This is a genomic window from Acinetobacter sp. 8I-beige, from assembly GCF_902505955.1.
Taxonomy (GTDB): Bacteria; Pseudomonadota; Gammaproteobacteria; order Pseudomonadales; family Moraxellaceae; genus Acinetobacter; species Acinetobacter johnsonii.
Map to the genome: position 1 here is coordinate 1,950,389 of NZ_LR732790.1, position 18,576 is coordinate 1,968,964.

Below are 18,576 nucleotides of genomic sequence, written 5' to 3' on the forward strand. Positions count from 1 at the left end.
AGCATTCAGTCCATTGTCGCATGTCCTGCTTTTCACTACTCTCTTAGCAAAATAACAACATCAGGATGAGCTTCCATGCAATCAGGCGCAATTCGCCCGTTAAACAATATGCTGCCGCGCAACTTATTTAATGCTGAACATGAGGCATTTCGAGAAACTGTGCGAAAGTTTTATGCCAAAGAAGTTGTTCCAAATATTGAAAAATATGAACAACAGCAGCATGTCGATCGTGAACTATGGAATAAAGCAGGCGCCATGGGACTACTGTGTGCCACCATGCCTGAAGCTTATGGTGGCTCGGGTGTAGACCGTTTGTACAGTATGATTTTGATCGAGGAGCAAGCCTATGCCATGGATTCCTCAACTGGATTTTCACTACACTCGGACATTGTCGCGAACTATATCAATAACTTTGGCAGTGAAGTACAAAAACACTATTGGTTAACACGGATGGCTTCGGGTGAAACCGTCACAGCCATTGCGATGACTGAACCTGGCACAGGCTCAGACTTGCAAGCGGTACGAACAACAGCTGTTTTAGACGGGGATGACTATATTATCAATGGCTCCAAAATCTTCATTACCAACGGCTATCTCTGTGATATGGCGATTGTGGTCTGTAAGACGGGCGACAGTGAAAAAGGTTCAGCTAATCTCTCATTAATCATCGTTGAAGCTGATCGTGCAGGGTTCAGTAAAGGTAAACCCCTCAATAAAATTGGAATGAAAGGACAAGATACCTGCGAATTGTTTTTTGATCATGTCCGAGTCCCCAAAGAAAATTTGCTGGGTATGGAAGGCATGGGCTTTATGATGCTGATGAAAGAACTGGCTTGGGAGCGCATGTTGGTGGCCATTATCTGCCAAGCGGGTGCTGAAGCAGCACTGGCGCATACTGTTCAGTACACCAAAGAACGTAAAGCTTTTGGAAAAACAGTTTCAAGCTTTCAAAATACCCGTTTTAAACTGGCAGAGTTACGTACAGAAATCGATTTTTGCCGCGCTTACCTCGACCGTTGTATGCAATTGCAACTGGAAGAGAGTCTCGGCATTGATGCCGCAGCGGCTGCCAAATATAAAATTTCTGAGATGTTTTCTAAAGTTGTCGATGAATGTCTACAACTGCATGGCGGCTATGGTTATATGCTGGAATATCCGATTGCACGAGCTTATCTAGATAATCGTGCCAATCGCATTTATGCAGGAACCAATGAAATTATGAAAGAGTTAATTTCCCGTTCACTCTAAGATCAAAAAGCCCCTCTTTCGATGGGCTTTTACTTTTAACAATGTACTTGATGAAACTCCGCAATCAAGGCAACCACCAACTCTGGCTGCTCTTTATGTGGCATATGATGTAGACCTTCTAAAATGTGCAGCTCAGCCTGTCCAGACACCCCTTCAAAAATCTGCTGAGGTTGTGCAGTACTGCCATATTCATCCAGTTCACCATGAATAACCAACGTTGGACAACACACACCATCAATCACTCTGGCCAAATTCCAATCTTGAAAAGCGGGCGATAGCCATGTTTCAGTCCATGCATCAAGCACCCACTGCGCCTTTTCTGGGTGATACCTCTCCAAACGCTCCATTTGTCCCGCTTGTTGAAAGCCAATTTTTGCTTCACTTATCCCCTTCAGTGTCAGTGCTTCAACCGCATACTGTGCAGAGATTGAAATTAATCCTTGGCAACGCTCTGGATAAGCCGCAGCAATCGCAACAGACATCCCCCCACCCACGCTATGCCCGAGGATGACAAAATCCTGGATCGAAAAATAATCCAATACAGCTTTAAAGGTCTGTTCTGCTTCAGTGATGACAAAACTATGTGCCAAGGGCTGTGTACTCGCATCAGATAAACCAAAACCCAATCGATCATAGGCATAGACCACGCGCGCGGTCACTTGTGCCAGTCGGGCAGGAAAATCCCGCCACAAAGCCACACAACCCAATGAATCGTGCATTAAAATAATCGGAGCTAAAGCATGATCTGCTGCATCAGTGTGCCATTTTTTGGCATGAATCATATTCGATGCAGATGGGACTTGGTAACTTTGTTCTAAGATATTCAAAATATTCCCTATTCTTTATCTTTTAAGTTTTTAAAATCATCCACCAGTCCTACCGTTTAAGAAAGTAAAAACAGAACACCCTAAAGTCATTTCCATAAAAAAGGAGCGTTACGCTCCTTTTTAAAATCAACCATTCAGTCTAAGACACCAGTTTAGGTTTTTGATCCAATGCTGCATCACGTTTAGCAAATTTCAGTACTCCATCCTCAAAAGAAGCACTTTTTAATGTCTTACGATCCGCAAGATAATTATTGCTGACTTTCCATGGCGCATGTTTACCCTGTTTTGGCATCACATTTGCAGCACGTGCAATATAACCCGAGCTTAAACTGCCCATGACCGTATCATCCATTAGCTCTGTCGCATCCCCTTTCGGGATCACTTCAGCCCACTGCTTTTGATCCATATAGTTGAGTAAGCGGCAAATATATTCAGCTGCAATATCCACTTTCAAGGTCCATGACGCATTAATATAGCCAATAATCATCGCCATATTCGGTACATCACTGACCATCACGCCCTGATACAACATATGTTTAGAGGTATCTAACGGTTTACCGTCAATGGTCGCTTGTATACCACCCAAGATTTGAATTTCTAGACCAGTGGCTGAGACGACAATATCGGCCTCTAAATGCTGACCAGACTTTAATTGGAGACCCGTTTCAGTAAAGTGCTCAATCTGATCTGTCTCAACACTGGCTTGGCCTGAACGAAGAATTTTAAATAAATCACCGTCTGGCACCACACATAAACGTTGGTCCCAAGGATTATATTCAGGGGTGAAGTGTTTCATGTCCACTTTACCTTTGAGCTGCATTTTAATCGACTGGAGCAGCAGTCGGCGTAACAATTTCGGTTGTTTCTGCGCGAGTGCGTAAATCCCGCGTTGCATTCCAATATTACGTGCACGAGTCAGTTTATACGCCACATCTTCCGGCAACACTTTACGCATTTTGTCATATACAAAATCGATCGATGGTACCGAAGCAATATAGGTTGGAGAGCGTTGTAGCATAGTGACATGCGCAGCCCCACCTTTGGCCATCGCAGGCACCAGTGTAATCGCTGTCGCACCACTACCAATAATGACGACTTTTTTACCTGTATAATCTAATTTTTCAGGCCAAAACTGTGGATTTACAAACTCGCCTTTAAATACGTCTTTATTTGGAAAATCAGGTTGGTAGCCTTGGTCGTAGTTATAATAGCCTGTACAGCCAAACACAAAATTTGCAATCCAGTTTTCTTTTTTGCCTTTTGCATTCTCAATCACTACCTGCCACTTTTTCTGAGCAGAATCATAATTGGCGCTGAGTACGCGATGCTTAAAATGAATTTTTTCTTTGAGTTTCTGTTCATCAATGACTTCCGCCAAATAGCCCTTAATCGAAGAACCATCTGCCAAAACGCTGGCTTGTTGCCACGGTTTAAAATTAAAACCAAAGGTCGACATATCTGAATCAGAACGAATACCTGGGTATTTAAACAAATCCCATGTTCCACCAAAGCTGTCACGACGTTCAATAATTTCAAACGAACGTTGTGGACAATGCTTGGTTAAATGTGCCGCAAGGCCAATGCCTGAAATACCTGCACCTACAATGAGCAGATCGACGTGCTTATCCATGTTGTTTTTATCCTGTCTTATATTCTGTTCTTATTAAACCATAAAACTGACAATACACAATGTCAAGTTTAAGCAGATCTGTCGTAAAATATGTCACTACAGGCCAAAATACAAAGATTGTCGAACAAAAACCCATAAAAAAAGACCAGTGAAACACTGGTCTTTTTCTAAGAACAACTGAATAATTCTACGAAATTATTTAACTTCGCGATCTACTAGTTCAACGTAAGCCATCGGCGCAGCATCACCTGCACGGAAGCCCGCTTTAAGAACACGTAGATAACCGCCGTTACGTTCTTTGTAACGAGGGCCAAGAACGGTAAATAATTTACCAACAGTTGCTGCTGAACGAGTACGAGCAAACGCTAAGCGACGGTTTGCAACAGTATCGTTTTTAGCTAAAGTGATTAAAGGCTCAGCTACACGACGTAACTCTTTTGCTTTAGGCACAGTTGTTTTGATCAACTCGTGCTCAAACAAAGAGTTAGCCATGTTTTGAAACATCGCTTTACGATGGCTGCTTGTACGGCCTAATTTCACACCACTATTACGATGACGCATGGTGATAGTCCTACTTAATTAACGGCTACGATAGGCGAAACGATCGTCCATACGGAGACTAGCTGGTGGCCAGTTCTCTAAACGCATGCCGAGTTGTAAGCCTTTTGAAGCCAGAACATCTTTGATCTCAGTAAGCGATTTTTTACCAAGGTTAGGAGTTTTGAGTAACTCAACCTCAGTGCGCTGTACAAGATCACCAATGTAGTAAATGTTTTCTGCTTTCAAACAGTTAGCAGAACGAACAGTAAGCTCTAGATCATCTACTGGACGAAGCAAAATCGGATCAACTTCTTCACGAGGTTCTTGAGCAACAGGAGCTTGATCTTTCTGAAGGTCAACAAAAATTGCAATTTGTTGTTGCAAGATTGTTGCCGCTTTGCGGATCGCTTCTTCAGGATCAACTGTACCGTTGGTCTCAAGATCAATGACCAATTTATCAAGGTCTGTACGTTGTTCTACACGAGCGTTTTCCACTGTGTAAGACACACGTTTGATTGGGCTATAAGAAGCATCTAACTGTAAGCGACCTACAGGGCGAGTTTCGCCTTCTGGGAAACGCGAGTCAGAAGTTTCATAACCACGACCTTGAGAAACTTTCAAGCGCATTTTTAATGAGCCTGAAGCACTTAAAGTACCGATCAAATGTTCAGGGTTAACCACTTCAACATTATGAGGTAAACGAAGGTCAGCGGCAGTTACGTCGCCAGGACCTTGTTTCTCTAATGTCAAATAAGCTTCATTTTGATCGAACAGCTTAATAGACAATCCTTTTAGGTTCAGCAAGAGCTCGACGATGTCCTGCTGCAAGCCTTCCAAAGTACTGTACTCGTGCTCGACACCTTCAATCTCAACTTCAACCACAGCAGCGCCAGGTAAAGAAGAAAGAAGGATGCGACGTAAAGCATTGCCCAGAGTATGACCAAAGCCACGCTCTAAGGGTTCTAGAATAACTTTTGCCGAGGTCCCGCTAACCGCTTCGACCTTGATCGCTTGCGGAGTTAGAAACTCATTTGCAGTACGCGTCATATTGCTACCTCAAGGATTATTTAGAATACAATTCTACAATCAAGCTTTCGTTGATTTCAGCAGGTAAATCTGAACGATCTGGTGCAGCTTTAAACGTACCTTCAAACTTAGAATGGTCAATTTCCATCCAAGAAGGAATGCCACGTTGTGCAGCTAATTCAACTGCGTTTTTGATACGCAATTGTTGTTTAGCACCTTCATGCACAGCAATTACATCACCAGCTTTAACTTGGATAGACGCGATGTTAACACGACGGCCATTCAAAGTGATCGAGCGGTGAGATACAAGCTGACGAGCTTCTGCACGTGTAGAACCAAAACCCATGCGATAAACGACGTTATCAAGACGGCTTTCAAGCAGTTTCAACAAGTTTTCACCAGTTGCGCCTTTCACACGAGCAGCTTCTTTATAGTAATTACTAAATTGACGCTCTAAAACACCGTACATACGACGTACTTTTTGTTTTTCACGTAATTGTAGTGAGTACTCAGATTGTTTGCCACCACGCGCTCCGCCATGTTGGCCAGGAGCTTTAGCAGCTTTTTTAGTTTTGACGTCAAATGGTTTAACGCCAGATTTTAATTGCAGGTCTGTCCCTTCGCGGCGAGAGAGTTTGCATTTTGGACCAATATAACGAGCCATGAATGTTTCTCCTTACACGCGACGTTTTTTAGGTGGACGGCAACCGTTGTGCGGGATTGGCGTCACATCGGTAATGCTGTTAATTTTATAACCCACTGCACCTAAAGCACGAACCGCAGATTCACGACCAGGACCAGGACCTTTTACAAGGACGTCCAAGTTTTTCAAACCGTAGTCTAAAGCAGCTTTACCAGCAACTTCAGCAGCTACCTGAGCAGCAAACGGAGTTGATTTACGTGATCCACGGAAGCCTTGTCCACCAGAGGTAGCCCAAGCCAGTGCATTACCTTGACGATCGGTAATAGTCACAATGGTGTTATTAAAAGAAGCGTGAATGTGTGCAACACCTTCAGAGACGGTACGAGTGACCTTCTTGCGTGTGCGAGTATCTTTAGCCATCTTTTAGCTTCCAGAAATCTTATTTCTTAATAGGTTTGCGCGGACCTTTACGGGTACGTGCGTTAGTTTTGGTGCGTTGTCCACGGACAGGCAAGCTGCGACGATGACGAAGACCGCGGTAGCAGCCTAAATCCATTAAACGTTTAATGTTCATGGAAATTTCGCGACGTAAATCACCTTCGGTCGGAACCTTAGCAACTTCTGCACGAATCGCATCAAGCTGAGCGTCATCTAATTCACGGATCTTTGTAGTCGGCGCGATACCAACAGCAGCCAAGATATTCTTAGCAGTGTGGCGACCTACACCAAAGATGTACGTTAGAGAGATAACAGCATGCTTGTTATCCGGAATGTTTACACCGGCAATACGAGCCATTCAATTTTCTCCAAAAAGGCAGTTAAGACAATCAACCGCCCCACAAAAATCTTGAGGGGCGGATAATAACCTAATTAGCCTACTGAAATCAACAGGTCTTGATCAGATTAACCTTGACGCTGCTTATGACGAGGTTCTGCGCTACAAATTACGCGAATAACCCCATTACGACGGATAACTTTACAGCTACCACAAATTTTCTTTACAGAAGCTTGTACTTTCATGATGAAACCTCAAGTGCGCTTATCCCTTAGGATGAGCAGTCGTTTTTCTCATTAACGTTTGATTATCGTACTGATGCGAGGTGAGATGTGCTTGCAGCTGAGCCATAAAGTCCATCACTACCACCACAACAATAAGCAAAGAGGTACCACCTAAAGAGAATGGAATACCAAATGAGCTTTGTAAAATCATCGGCATTAAGCAAATGATGGTGATATAAATCGCGCCAATAAATGTCAAACGGTTAAGAATATGATCTAAGTAACGAGCAGTTTGCTCACCTGGACGAATACCAGGTACATAAGCCCCGCTGCGTTTCAAGTTTTCCGATACTTCTTTCGGGCTAAATACAAGCGCTGTATAAAAGTAACAGAAAAAGATAATTAACGCACCAAAGAGCACCAAATACAACGGCTGACCAGGCGAAAGCACCAATGCCAAATCTTGCAAACTACGTTTGATAATACCCGCATTCGGATCTGCACTACCCACCCATTGCCCTAAGCTCGCAGGGAACAAAAGCAATGAACTTGCGAAAATCGCAGGGATCACACCCGCCATATTAATTTTTAATGGCAAATGTGACTGTTGTGCAGTAAATACACGACGTCCTTGTTGTTTTTGAGCATAGTTTACTGGAATACGACGTTGCGCCTTCTCAATAAACACAATTGCAGCTAATACAGCCAGAGACAACACGCCAAAAATTACCAAGCCGATTAGACTGGTTTGACCATTATCTACTGATGATATTGATTGCAGAATTAAATTCGGCAAACCTGCAACAATACCGGCGAAGATGATCATGGAAATACCATTGCCCACCCCACGTTCGGTAATTTGCTCACCTAACCACATCAAGAACATTGTACCTGCAACCAAAGAGGTTACAGCTGGTACGTAGAAAGCCAGACCTGCAGTTAAGGTAATCCCTTGACTGATCAGACCAGCACACATCCCAATTGCCTGCACGAGTGCAAGGAACAATGTACCCTGTCGCGTATATTGATTAATCTTACGCTTGCCTTGTTCGCCTTCTTTCTTTAAAGCTTCCAGCGAAGGAATAACTGTAGACATTAACTGCACGATAATCGATGCAGAAATGTACGGCATAATCCCAAGAGCAAGAATGGACATACGCTCTAATGCACCACCTGAAAACATGTTAAACAAACCAAGGATCGTGCCTTGGTTTGCATTAAAAAGATTTTCAAGTGCGGCATTATTAATGCCTGGTACTGGAATATGTGCTCCTAGTCGAAAAACCAATAATGCACCGATGAGAAACATCATGCGGCGAATAATTTCACGGTATTTCACATGAAATGGCTGGCCTTTCATCATATTGACATGACCTGAAGAACTAGGAGACATAGACACTAGCGATTACTCCTCGACTTTACCGCCAGCAGCTTCAACAGCAGCTTTAGCGCCTTTAGTCACAGCAACACCTTGAACAGTGAATGCACGAGTAATTTCACCAGAAAGTACGATACGAGCACGTAACATATCTTTACGTACAACGTTTGCAGCTTTTAAAGTTTCTAGGCTAACGATGTCGCCTTCCACTTTAGTAAGCTCAGATAAACGTACTTCAGCAGTTTTCAAAGCGATTTGGCTAGTGAAACCGAATTTAGGTAAACGACGATATAACGCAGTTTGACCGCCTTCAAAGCCTGGACGAGTACCACCGCTCTTACGTGAATTCTGACCTTTGACACCACGGCCACCAGTCTTACCAACACCAGAACCGATACCACGGCCTAGACGACGATTTTCACGTTTTGCACCTTCAGCAGGTGCAAGCTCATTTAAACGCAGAGTCATGGCTTATTCCTCTACACTAACCATATAGTAGACTTGGTTGATCATACCACGGTTAGAAGGCGTATCTTGCACTTCTACAGTATGACCAATACGACGCAGACCTAAACCTTGTAGGCTAAGCTTGTGATTTTTCAAGCGATGCGCAGAAGATTTAGTCTGGGTAACTTTAATCGTTTTCATGATTGATTACCCTTGAATTTGTTCTACTGTAAGACCACGTTTCGCAGCAACCTTCTCAGGAGAAGTCATATCACGCAGACCGTTAAAAGTCGCGTTTACTACGTTTGCAGCGTTAGTAGAACCATAACATTTTGTTAATACGTTACGTACGCCTACAGCTTCTAAAACTGCACGCATAGCACCACCAGCGATTACACCAGTACCTTCAGAAGCAGGCTGCATGTAAACACGGCTTGCACCGTGACGCGCGTTAATAGGGTGCTGTACAGTACCGTTAACAAGGTCAACAGTAATCATGTTGCGACGAGCAGCTTCAAGTGCTTTAGAAATAGCAGCTGGAACTTCACGTGCTTTACCACGACCAAAACCTACACGACCATTACCATCACCAACCACAGTCAATGCTGTGAAAGAGAAGATACGACCACCCTTAACAACTTTGGCTACACGATCAACGGCAACCAGCTTTTCAACAAGACCTTCGTTTTGTTCAACTTTAGCCATGATTAGAACTCCAAGCCGTTTTCACGAGCAGCATCAGCCAAGGCTTTGATACGACCATGATATTTGAAACCAGAACGGTCAAATGCAACTTTAGTAACACCAGCTGCTTTAGCGCGTTCTGCGATTAAAGCACCTACTTTAGTAGCTGCTTCAACGTTACCAGTTGTGCCAGCACGTAAAGTAGCATCTAAAGTTGAAGCTTGCGCTAAAACTTTGCCACCATCTGCTGAAATAACTTGAGCGTAGATGTGACGCGGAGTGCGGTTTACACACAAACGAGTCGCACCCAACGCACGGATGTGCAAGCGTGTGCTTTTCGCACGACGCAAACGGGATTGTTTCTTTTCGTTCATAAGAACCTCGCGCCTTATTTCTTCTTAGCTTCTTTACGAAGTACAACTTCGTCAGAATAACGAACACCTTTACCTTTATAAGGCTCTGGTGGACGGTAACCACGGATATCTGCAGCAACCTGGCCTAAACGTGCTTTATCAGCAGATTTAAGAACAATTTCAGTTGCTGTAGGAGTTTCAGCAGTTACACCTTCAGGAAGCGTATAGTCGATCGGGTGAGAGAAACCAAGGTTAAGGTTAACAATGTTACCTTTAACCGCAGCTTTATAACCAACACCGATAAGTTGTAACTTACGTTCGAAGCCTTCGCTCACACCTTTTACAAGGTTGTTAAGCACAGCGCGAGCAGTACCAGCTTGCATCCAAGCGTCTTTCGACTCAGCTTTTGGAGCAATCGCTAAAATACCGTCTTCCTGTTTAAGCTCGACCAGCGCATGCAGGGTGAAAGACAAAGTACCTTTGCTACCTTTCACTTCGACCTGCCGGCCGTTCTGAGTAACTGTTACACCGTTAGGTACAGTTACTGGGGCTTTAGCCACACGAGACATGAGGAATCACCTATTAAGAAACAAAAGCAATAACTTCACCACCGATACCTGCAGCACGTGCAGCGCGATCAGTCATGATGCCTTTACTTGTAGAAACAATTGCAATACCTAAACCTTGCTTAACGCTCGGAAGTGCATCTTTACCGCGATACTGACGTAAACCTGGACGGCTTACGCGTTTCACAGTTTCGATAACTGGTTTGCCTTCGAAATACTTTAAAGTCAAAGTAAGAGTTGCTTTGCCTTCAGCATCCGCAACTTCTACGTTTGAAATGTAACCTTCTTGTTGAAGAACGTTTGCAATAGCAACCTTCAACTTAGAGTTAGGCATAGAAACGGTTTGTTTCTTTGCCATTTGCGCGTTACGAACACGAGTTAACATGTCGGCAACGGTATCTTGCATACTCATCTATAGCGCTCCTTACCAGCTTGCCTTAACAACGCCCGGTACATCACCTTGCATTACTGTATCGCGTAATTTGTTACGGCTTAAACCGAACTTACGGAAGTAACCATGAGGACGACCAGTTAAACCACAACGGTTACGTAAACGTACTGGAGACGCATTACGTGGTAATGCTTGGAATTTCATCATCGCTTCGAAACGCTCTTCGTCGCTAGCATTTACGTTTGCAATAACAGCTTTTAATTCAGCACGTTTTGCAGCGTATTTAGCAACAGTAGCTTCGCGTTTCAATTCGCGATTAATCATACTTTTCTTAGCCATATCGACCTCTTATTTGAACGGGAAGCCGAATGCACGCATAAGCGCACGGCCTTCGTCATCGGTGCGAGCAGTCGTAGTGATGGTAATATCCATACCACGAATACGATCAATCTTATCAAAATCGATTTCAGGGAACATGATTTGTTCCTTAAGACCCATTGAGTAGTTGCCACGACCGTCAAATGATTTCGCAGAGAAACCACGGAAGTCACGGATACGAGGGATCGCAATCGAGATTAGACGGTCTAAGAATTCGTACATGCGTTCGCCGCGTAAAGTAACTTTACAACCAATCGGCCAACCATCACGGATTTTGAAACCAGCGATTGATTTGCGAGCTAACGTAAGAACTGGTTTTTGACCAGCGATAGCTTGCATATCAGCAAGAGCACCATCAAGGAGTTTTTTGTCAGCAGCAGCTGCGCCAACACCCATGTTGATCGTGATTTTAGTAATGCGAGGAATATCCATCACATTTTTAACGGCTAAAGTCTCTTGTAATTGAGCCTTAAGTTCGTCGTTGTAACGCGTTTTAAGTCTGGCCATTGCCTTTTCAACCTATTACTTCGCTACCGCCACTGATTCACCATTTGACTTGTAAACGCGAGTTTTCACGCCTTCAGTCACTTGGTAACCAACACGGTCAGCCTTTTGGGTTGTAGCATTAAAAATTGCCACGTTAGAGATATGAAGCGAAGCTTCTTGTGTAACTACAGCGCCTTCAGCACCTGTTGCACGGTTCGGCTTTTGATGCTTCTTAACCAAGTTAAGGCCTTCAACCATAACACGGTCATTTGAAACAGACAGAACAGTACCCTGTTTGCCTTTTTCTTTACCTGCGATCACAATAACTTGATCGCCTTTTTTAATCTTAGCCATGATTGCCTCTTATAGAACTTCAGGAGCCAGTGAAATAATTTTCATGAACTGTTCAGTACGAAGTTCACGAGTCACTGGTCCGAAAATACGAGTTGCAATCGGCGCTTTGTTGTTGTTCAAAATAACAGCAGCGTTATCGTCGAAACGAATCACTGAACCGTCTGGACGACGGATACCGAATTTTGTACGAACTACAACAGCATTCATCACGTCACCTTTTTTAACACGTGCGCGTGGAATAGCTTCTTTTACAGTAACTTTAATAATGTCGCCAACAGAAGCATAACGACGGTGTGAACCACCAAGTACTTTAATACATTGTACGCGGCGAGCACCACTATTGTCTGCTACGTCTAGCATACTTTCGGTTTGAATCATTGCCCTACTCCAAAACCGAGCATCACCGGTCACAATTTCGAAAGGCTCAAAGAGTACTCGAAATTAACCGATGATGCAACAGATACGTCTAATTACTCAGCAGCAGCTTCAACAACTTCAACTAGAGTCCAAGACTTAGTTTTAGAAATTGGGCGGCTTTCTTTGATAGTCACAACGTCGCCAGTTTTAGCTGTGTTGTTCTCATCGTGAGCATGTAATTTAGTTGAACGGCGGATTGATTTGCCATACAACGGGTGTTGAACGCGGCGTTCGATAAGTACAACAATAGACTTGTCCATTTTGTCGCTTACTACTTTGCCGGTTAACGTGCGAACTGTTTGTTCACTCATTGTCCGTTCCCCTGTTTTTCGGTAAGGAGTGTCTTAATACGAGCAATTGTCTTACGAGTAAGTGCAACTTCGTGCGATTTACCCAATTGACCAGTTGCTTTTGCCATACGAAGACGGAATTGGTTAAGCTGTTGCTCATCAAGCAAAGCTGTCAACTCTTCTACCGACTTTTCACGTAGATCTTTAGTTTTCATTACATTACCGTCCGAGTCACGATAGTGGTTTTAAACGGAAGTTTAGCAGCTGCAAGCGTAAACGCTTCGCGAGCCAATTCTTCGTTAACACCATCAATTTCGTACAAGACTTTACCTGGTTTGATTTGACAAACCCAGTACTCCACAGAACCTTTACCTTTACCCATACGCACTTCAAGAGGCTTAGAAGTAATCGGCTTGTCTGGGAAAACACGGATAAAGATCTTACCACCACGTTTAATACGACGGCTGATTGTACGACGCGCTGCTTCAATTTGACGAGCAGTCATTTGACCACGCTCAACAGATTTAAGTGCGATTGTACCAAAAGATACCGAGCTACCGCGGTGAGCTAGACCAGTGTTACGGCCTTTCTGCACTTTACGGAATTTAGTACGTTTAGGTTGTAACATGGATTATTCTCCTTTTTCAGCAGAACGATCATTGCGACGACCACGACGCTCTTGACCTTCACCACGACCACGACCGCGTTTAGCTGGACGTTCTTCAGCTGGAGCTGGGTTCATGACTTGTTTCATGCCACCCAAGATCTCACCACGGAAGATCCAAACTTTAACACCAATCGTACCGTAAGTCGTTTCAGCACGCATAGTTGAATAATCGATGTCTGCACGAAGTGTATGCAAAGGTACGCGACCTTCACGATACCACTCAGTACGAGCAATCTCAGCACCACCTAAACGGCCTGATACTTCAACTTTGATACCTTTAGCACCAGCACGCATTGTGTTTTGAACCGCACGCTTCATAGCACGACGGAACATTACACGTTTTTCTAATTGAGAAGCGATAGCTTCAGCAACTAAACGAGCGTCTAAGTCTGGGCGATCGATTTCATTGATACTTACTTGCGCTGGAATACCCATAATTTGAGTAAGTTCACGCTGTAATTTTTCAATGTCTTCGCCTTTTTTACCGATAACGATACCAGGACGTGCAGTGCTAATAGTTACTTTAGCAGCGCCCGTAGGACGTTCGATAAGAATATTGCTGATCATTGCATTCTTAAGTTTTTTAGTTAAAAACTCACGAACTTGAAGATCTTTAAGCAAGTATTCAGCGTATTGTTTCGGACTCGCATACCAGTTGGCGTTATGACGTTTTACAACACCAAGGCGGATACCGATTGGATGAACCTTCTGACCCATATCAAACCCCTACCTTAACGGTAATGTGACAAGTACGCTTAGTAATACGATCTGCACGGCCTTTAGCACGTGGCATAATACGCTTAAGGCTAGTGCCTTCATCAACGTAAATCGTAGTAACCTTAAGGTCGTCTACATCTAAACTGTTATTGTGTTCAGCGTTTGCAATTGCAGATTCCAATGCTTTTTTAACCAAAACTGCAGCTTTTTTGTTGCTGAAGTTGAGAATATTAAGCGCGTGAGCAACAGATTTGCCACGGATTAGGTCTGCAACCAAACGAGTTTTTTGTGCCGAGATAGCGGCACCGCGTAATTTAGCAGTAACTTCCATCATAGCACCTTAACGTTTAGATTTCTTGTCAACACCGTGACCACGATAGGTACGAGTTGGCGCGAATTCACCAAGTTTGTGACCAACCATATGTTCAGATACGATCACTGGAACATGGTTACGGCCATTATGTACAGAAATTGTTAAACCAACAAAATCTGGGAGGATCATCGAACGACGCGACCAAGTTTTGATCGGCTTACGGTTATTAGCCGCGATAGCCGCTTCAACCTTAGCGAACAAGTGCGCATCGACGAATGGGCCTTTTTTCAGAGAACGAGGCATTGTCAGATTCCTTTACTTGTTACTTAACGCGACGGTCGCGAATAATCATCTTAGTCGTACGCTTATTGGTACGTGTCTTGTACCCTTTAGCTTTTTGACCCCATGGGCTTACAGGTTGAATACCTTTGCTACGACCTTCACCACCACCGTGCGGGTGATCTACTGGGTTCATCGCCATACCACGAACGGTAGGACGAACGCCACGCCAGCGTGCTGCACCTGCTTTACCAAGTGAACGAAGGTTGCTTTCTTGGTTAGAAACTTCACCAAGAACTGCACGGCACTCAACGTGAATTTTACGCATTTCACCAGAACGTAAACGAACGATAGCGTAAGAACCGTCACGACCCAACAACTGAACTGAAGTACCAGCAGAACGAGCTAATTGCGCGCCTTTACCGATTTTAAGTTCGATGTTGTGAAGAGTAGAACCGATAGGCATGTTGCGAAGCGGTAAACAGTTACCTGGACGAATTGGAGCATCGTTACCAGATTGAACTTTATCGCCAGCGCGAAGGCCTTTAGGCGCGATGATGTAGCGACGCTCACCATCAGCATACAATACTAGTGCAATGTGTGCTGTACGGTTAGGATCGTATTCAATACGCTCTACAGTTGCAGGAATACCATCTTTGTTACGTTTAAAGTCAACTAGACGGTAGTGCTGCTTGTGACCGCCACCAACGTGACGAGTCGTGATGTGACCGTTGTTATTACGACCACCAGTACGTTTTTTAGCTTCAACCAACGGAGCATAAGGCGCACCTTTGTGAAGATGGTCGTGAACGACTTTCTCTACAAAGCGACGTCCAGGAGACGTTGGCTTACATTTTTGAATTGGCATAATTCTCGTCCTTATTCCGCTGCGCTTTCAGCGGTATCGCCCAAGTCAGCCATTTCAACATCTTGGCCAGCTTTCAGGGTGACGTATGCTTTTTTAACATCAGAACGACGTCCTAATGTTTTACCAAAGCGTTTAGTCTTACCTTTAGTGATCGTTGTGTTAACTTTAACAACTTGAACACCAAACAATTGCTCAACAGCTTTTTTGATTTCAAGTTTGTTTGCATCAAGTGCAACTTTGAAAACTTGAACACCAGCAGTTTCGCCTAAAACTTGTGCTTTTTCTGAGAATACAGGTCCTTGTAGGACTTGATAGATACGTTCGTTGTTCATCCGAGTTCTACCTCAATTTTCTTAGCAGCAGCTACAGACATAACAACTTTATCGAACGCAATCAAGCTAACAGGATCGATAGCAGCAGCATCAACCACATCAACGTGTGGAATGTTGCGCGCTGCAAGATATAGATTCTCATCTACAGATTCTGTAACGATCAATGCACGAGTAGCATTCAAGTCGTTAAGTTTTGCAAGCAACTCTTTAGTTTTTGGAGCAGCAACAGCAAACTCTTCAACCAATACAAGACGATCTTGGCGAACAAGTTCAGCTAAGATACATTGCATTGCACCGCGATACATTTTGCGGTTAACTTTTTGAGACCAATCTTGTGGGCGAGCAGCAAAAGTTTTACCACCACCTACCCAGATTGGGCTACGAATAGAACCAGCACGAGCGCGACCAGTACCTTTTTGACGGAATGGCTTTTTGCCACCGCCAGAAACGTCTGCACGTGATTTCTGAGCTTTTGAACCTTGACGGCCACCAGCTAAATAAGCTGTAACAACCTGGTGTACAAGAGCTTCATTGAATTCACGACCGAACGCAACTTCTGATAATTCAACAGCAGAGCCGGAAACAGTATTTAAATTCACGTTATTTCCCCTCAGGCCTTGATCGTAGGACGAACAGTTACGTCACCACCAGTAGCGCCAGGAATCGCACCTTTCACTACTAAAACTGAACGTTCTGCGTCGATAGATACAATTTCTAGACCCTGTACAGTTACGCGCTCAGCACCCAAATGGCCAGCCATTTTTTTGCCTTTGAACACGCGACCAGGAGTCTGGTTTTGACCTGTAGAACCCAGAACACGGTGAGAAAGTGAGTTACCGTGAGTCGCATCTTGCGTACGGAAGTTCCAACGCTTAACACCACCTTGGAAACCTTTACCTTTCGACTGACCAGTTACGTCAACAACTTGACCAACTGTGAACATGTCTACACCGATAGTTCCACCAACTTCACGACCTTCAAGATCAGCTTCTGTTGCACGGAATTCTTGAACTAGACGACCAGCAGCAACACCCGCTTTCGCGAAGTGACCTTTCTGAGCGTTAGTTACGCGAGATTCGCGACGTTCACCAGTAGTGATTTGAATCGCTTGATAACCATCAGTTTCAAGCGTTTTGATTTGAGTGATGCGGTTAGGATCAACCTCAATCACTGTAACAGGCACAGAAACACCAGCATCTGTAAAGATACGTGTCATACCGCACTTGCGACCGACTAAACCAATAGCCATGTGCATAAACCTCTAAAAAAGCGGCCTAATTAACTTAGAGCGTTAATTAACCCGAAAGCCTTAACCCAATGCGATCTGAACATCAACACCAGCTGCAAGATCTAACTTCATCAATGCATCTACAGTTTTGTCTGTAGGTTGAACGATGTCGATCAAACGTTTATAAGTGCGGATCTCGTATTGGTCACGCGCATCTTTGTTAACGTGTGGTGATGTTAAAACGTTAAAACGTTCAATGCGTGTAGGCATTGGAATTGGACCACAAACTTGTGCGCCAGTACGTTTTGCTGTTTCTACGATTTCTTGAGCTGATTGATCAATTAAACGGTGATCAAAAGACTTCAAACGGATACGAATTCTCTGGTTAGACATACCAGTAAACTCCAAGCCAAATATATAAAGAATCACTCCTGACGCATCTCACCCCACTAAAAGGTAAGTGTCAAGAGCAGTGAAATATCACTAAGGTCATGATCGATGCCACGACTGTCACGATGTTAACTACTTTATTCGCAGCTAACCCCCTTTCATTAAAGGGTCGCTCATTATAGCCATTGTTTAATGCATAAGCAAATCCATTTTTGATTTTTTACAATATATTCAATTTGTTTGGATTATCAGTAGCTTAAAAAAGCATCAATAGACTGTTTGCCGCAACACATAATCAATTGCACTGTTAAGAATTTGATTTCCCTCAATAAAATTTAATTTCGGCGATTTTTTCAATTCGGTTTCAGTTGCCACGTATTGCCCCGAAAACTTATTCAGTTCGTCATCATTTTCTAAAAAGAGTGCCAAGGTTTCTGGCACCATCTCTGGGTGAAATTGAAAACCCAATACATTCTTTCCAATTTGGTACATTTGATTGCGACAGACGGTATTTTCAGCCAAATGTACAGCACCTTTTGGAATTTCAAAGGTCTCGCTATGCCATTGCATCACATTAAACTGTTCAGGCAATTCAAAGCATTCTGTTGGGACGTGCTGGATTTTACGTACTGTCGCCCAACCCAATTCCTGTTGTTCATTGCGACTGACCGCAGCACCGAGTGCATTGGCAATCAATTGCCCACCCAAGCATAAACCAATCGCAGGTTTTCCTGCGGCCAAGTAACGCCTTAACCAACGCTTCTCAATCTTTAACCATGGAAAATTCACTTCATCATTCACACTCATGGTACCGCCCATAATGATGAGTAAGTCAACATCCTCAATACTCGGTAAAGCTTCTATCTCTAAGGCTTGATCTATAGGTAAAGCAAAAAACTCTGTTGCACTGATCACTGCACCTTGTTGTTTTAAATATGTATAGCAACTGCCGAACCCTTCACCAGCAATATGCTGAAAATAATGTACTTTTAAATGCGACGTCATGCGCTTATGCCTTCTTTTTACTACCCTTATCGATGATTTAGCAAAATTGAAGCCAACTTTTTATTTTGTTTACCTTTATTCACATTTGTTCAATTTTCTCGCCTATTTAGAAACTTTCTC

The 18,576-nt window shown here is 43.6% G+C and carries 31 protein-coding genes and 1 pseudogene; 1 reads left to right on the plus strand and 31 read right to left on the minus strand.

Going from position 1 to position 18,576, the window contains the following annotated elements:
* The first annotated feature begins 75 nt into the window (after positions 1-75).
* Complete coding sequence (locus GVX98_RS09300) at positions 76-1,248, plus strand: acyl-CoA dehydrogenase family protein (RefSeq protein ID WP_159127878.1); 1,173 nt, start codon at positions 76-78, stop codon at positions 1,246-1,248.
* A gap of 35 nt (positions 1,249-1,283) precedes the next feature.
* Here the strand turns inward: GVX98_RS09300 and GVX98_RS09305 are convergent, their stop codons facing one another.
* From GVX98_RS09305 to GVX98_RS09455, 31 genes and pseudogenes are all read right to left on the minus strand, one after another.
* A complete protein-coding gene (locus tag GVX98_RS09305) occupies positions 1,284-2,075 on the minus strand; it encodes an alpha/beta fold hydrolase (protein ID WP_159127879.1) in 792 nt (263 codons plus the stop codon).
* A gap of 139 nt (positions 2,076-2,214) precedes the next feature.
* A complete protein-coding gene (locus tag GVX98_RS09310; protein ID WP_159127880.1) occupies positions 2,215-3,705 on the minus strand; it encodes an NAD(P)/FAD-dependent oxidoreductase in 1,491 nt (496 codons plus the stop codon).
* A gap of 195 nt (positions 3,706-3,900) precedes the next feature.
* On the minus strand, positions 3,901-4,266 hold the full coding sequence (rplQ, locus tag GVX98_RS09315; RefSeq protein ID WP_004691290.1) for a 50S ribosomal protein L17: 366 nt from the start codon (positions 4,264-4,266) through the stop codon (positions 3,901-3,903).
* An 18-nt stretch (positions 4,267-4,284) separates the two neighbouring features.
* Positions 4,285-5,292 carry a DNA-directed RNA polymerase subunit alpha gene (gene rpoA, locus GVX98_RS09320; protein WP_004691292.1) on the minus strand — a complete coding sequence of 336 codons (1,008 nt, stop codon included), beginning with the start codon at positions 5,290-5,292 and terminating at the stop codon, positions 4,285-4,287.
* A gap of 16 nt (positions 5,293-5,308) precedes the next feature.
* The gene (gene rpsD / locus GVX98_RS09325) at positions 5,309-5,935 is read right to left on the minus strand and encodes a 30S ribosomal protein S4 (RefSeq protein ID WP_159127881.1); all 627 of its coding nucleotides are present in this window, start codon (positions 5,933-5,935) and stop codon (positions 5,309-5,311) included.
* 12 nt (positions 5,936-5,947) lie between these two features.
* Entirely contained in the window at positions 5,948-6,334 is a 387-nt protein-coding gene (rpsK, locus tag GVX98_RS09330) for a 30S ribosomal protein S11 (protein ID WP_001040166.1), read from the minus strand.
* A gap of 19 nt (positions 6,335-6,353) precedes the next feature.
* Positions 6,354-6,710 (minus strand): 30S ribosomal protein S13, encoded by a 357-nt coding sequence (gene rpsM, locus GVX98_RS09335; RefSeq protein WP_004691296.1) that lies wholly within the window; start codon positions 6,708-6,710, stop codon positions 6,354-6,356.
* A 107-nt stretch (positions 6,711-6,817) separates the two neighbouring features.
* Complete coding sequence (gene rpmJ, locus GVX98_RS09340; RefSeq protein WP_000867907.1) at positions 6,818-6,934, minus strand: 50S ribosomal protein L36; 117 nt, start codon at positions 6,932-6,934, stop codon at positions 6,818-6,820.
* Between the two features lie 19 nt (positions 6,935-6,953).
* The gene (gene secY, locus GVX98_RS09345; RefSeq protein WP_171054269.1) at positions 6,954-8,273 is read right to left on the minus strand and encodes a preprotein translocase subunit SecY; all 1,320 of its coding nucleotides are present in this window, start codon (positions 8,271-8,273) and stop codon (positions 6,954-6,956) included.
* A gap of 45 nt (positions 8,274-8,318) precedes the next feature.
* A complete protein-coding gene (gene rplO / locus GVX98_RS09350) occupies positions 8,319-8,759 on the minus strand; it encodes a 50S ribosomal protein L15 (RefSeq protein ID WP_004691300.1) in 441 nt (146 codons plus the stop codon).
* Between the two features lie 3 nt (positions 8,760-8,762).
* Positions 8,763-8,939, minus strand: coding sequence for a 50S ribosomal protein L30 (rpmD, locus tag GVX98_RS09355; RefSeq protein WP_004691302.1), 177 nt, complete (start codon positions 8,937-8,939; stop codon positions 8,763-8,765).
* A 6-nt stretch (positions 8,940-8,945) separates the two neighbouring features.
* The gene (gene rpsE, locus GVX98_RS09360) at positions 8,946-9,443 is read right to left on the minus strand and encodes a 30S ribosomal protein S5 (protein ID WP_004691304.1); all 498 of its coding nucleotides are present in this window, start codon (positions 9,441-9,443) and stop codon (positions 8,946-8,948) included.
* A gap of 2 nt (positions 9,444-9,445) precedes the next feature.
* On the minus strand, positions 9,446-9,796 hold the full coding sequence (rplR, locus tag GVX98_RS09365) for a 50S ribosomal protein L18 (protein WP_004650473.1): 351 nt from the start codon (positions 9,794-9,796) through the stop codon (positions 9,446-9,448).
* Positions 9,797-9,810: 14 nt separating this feature from the next.
* Entirely contained in the window at positions 9,811-10,344 is a 534-nt protein-coding gene (gene rplF / locus GVX98_RS09370; protein ID WP_004691306.1) for a 50S ribosomal protein L6, read from the minus strand.
* Between the two features lie 13 nt (positions 10,345-10,357).
* Complete coding sequence (gene rpsH, locus GVX98_RS09375; RefSeq protein ID WP_004691308.1) at positions 10,358-10,753, minus strand: 30S ribosomal protein S8; 396 nt, start codon at positions 10,751-10,753, stop codon at positions 10,358-10,360.
* A gap of 12 nt (positions 10,754-10,765) precedes the next feature.
* Entirely contained in the window at positions 10,766-11,071 is a 306-nt protein-coding gene (rpsN, locus tag GVX98_RS09380; RefSeq protein WP_004691309.1) for a 30S ribosomal protein S14, read from the minus strand.
* 9 nt (positions 11,072-11,080) lie between these two features.
* On the minus strand, positions 11,081-11,617 hold the full coding sequence (gene rplE, locus GVX98_RS09385) for a 50S ribosomal protein L5 (protein WP_004691311.1): 537 nt from the start codon (positions 11,615-11,617) through the stop codon (positions 11,081-11,083).
* Positions 11,618-11,632: 15 nt separating this feature from the next.
* Positions 11,633-11,950, minus strand: a complete 318-nt coding sequence (gene rplX / locus GVX98_RS09390; RefSeq protein WP_004691313.1) for a 50S ribosomal protein L24 — start codon at positions 11,948-11,950, stop codon at positions 11,633-11,635.
* Positions 11,951-11,959: 9 nt separating this feature from the next.
* Complete coding sequence (rplN, locus tag GVX98_RS09395) at positions 11,960-12,328, minus strand: 50S ribosomal protein L14 (RefSeq protein ID WP_004657680.1); 369 nt, start codon at positions 12,326-12,328, stop codon at positions 11,960-11,962.
* 92 nt (positions 12,329-12,420) lie between these two features.
* Positions 12,421-12,678, minus strand: a complete 258-nt coding sequence (gene rpsQ, locus GVX98_RS09400; RefSeq protein WP_004691314.1) for a 30S ribosomal protein S17 — start codon at positions 12,676-12,678, stop codon at positions 12,421-12,423.
* Positions 12,675-12,872, minus strand: a complete 198-nt coding sequence (rpmC, locus tag GVX98_RS09405) for a 50S ribosomal protein L29 (protein WP_004650482.1) — start codon at positions 12,870-12,872, stop codon at positions 12,675-12,677. Before rpmC ends, rpsQ begins: the two co-directional genes overlap by 4 nt.
* Positions 12,872-13,285 carry a 50S ribosomal protein L16 gene (gene rplP / locus GVX98_RS09410; RefSeq protein WP_004691317.1) on the minus strand — a complete coding sequence of 138 codons (414 nt, stop codon included), beginning with the start codon at positions 13,283-13,285 and terminating at the stop codon, positions 12,872-12,874. Before rplP ends, rpmC begins: the two co-directional genes overlap by 1 nt.
* A pseudogene (gene rpsC / locus GVX98_RS09415) lies at positions 13,225-14,041 on the minus strand (30S ribosomal protein S3). Before rpsC ends, rplP begins: the two are co-directional and overlap by 61 nt.
* Before the next feature lies 1 nt (position 14,042).
* Positions 14,043-14,372: a 50S ribosomal protein L22 gene (rplV, locus tag GVX98_RS09420; protein WP_004691320.1), complete on the minus strand. Its 330-nt coding sequence runs from the start codon at positions 14,370-14,372 to the stop codon at positions 14,043-14,045.
* A 9-nt stretch (positions 14,373-14,381) separates the two neighbouring features.
* Positions 14,382-14,657 (minus strand): 30S ribosomal protein S19, encoded by a 276-nt coding sequence (rpsS, locus tag GVX98_RS09425; RefSeq protein WP_004281508.1) that lies wholly within the window; start codon positions 14,655-14,657, stop codon positions 14,382-14,384.
* A 19-nt stretch (positions 14,658-14,676) separates the two neighbouring features.
* On the minus strand, positions 14,677-15,501 hold the full coding sequence (gene rplB / locus GVX98_RS09430) for a 50S ribosomal protein L2 (protein WP_004691322.1): 825 nt from the start codon (positions 15,499-15,501) through the stop codon (positions 14,677-14,679).
* 11 nt (positions 15,502-15,512) lie between these two features.
* Positions 15,513-15,833: a 50S ribosomal protein L23 gene (gene rplW / locus GVX98_RS09435; protein ID WP_004691323.1), complete on the minus strand. Its 321-nt coding sequence runs from the start codon at positions 15,831-15,833 to the stop codon at positions 15,513-15,515.
* Positions 15,830-16,432 (minus strand): 50S ribosomal protein L4, encoded by a 603-nt coding sequence (gene rplD, locus GVX98_RS09440; RefSeq protein ID WP_004691326.1) that lies wholly within the window; start codon positions 16,430-16,432, stop codon positions 15,830-15,832. Before rplD ends, rplW begins: the two co-directional genes overlap by 4 nt.
* A gap of 11 nt (positions 16,433-16,443) precedes the next feature.
* Complete coding sequence (rplC, locus tag GVX98_RS09445; RefSeq protein WP_004691328.1) at positions 16,444-17,082, minus strand: 50S ribosomal protein L3; 639 nt, start codon at positions 17,080-17,082, stop codon at positions 16,444-16,446.
* A 60-nt stretch (positions 17,083-17,142) separates the two neighbouring features.
* Entirely contained in the window at positions 17,143-17,454 is a 312-nt protein-coding gene (rpsJ, locus tag GVX98_RS09450) for a 30S ribosomal protein S10 (protein WP_000070912.1), read from the minus strand.
* Between the two features lie 264 nt (positions 17,455-17,718).
* On the minus strand, positions 17,719-18,456 hold the full coding sequence (locus GVX98_RS09455) for a type 1 glutamine amidotransferase (protein ID WP_148825438.1): 738 nt from the start codon (positions 18,454-18,456) through the stop codon (positions 17,719-17,721).
* Between the last annotated feature and the right edge of the window lie 120 nt (positions 18,457-18,576).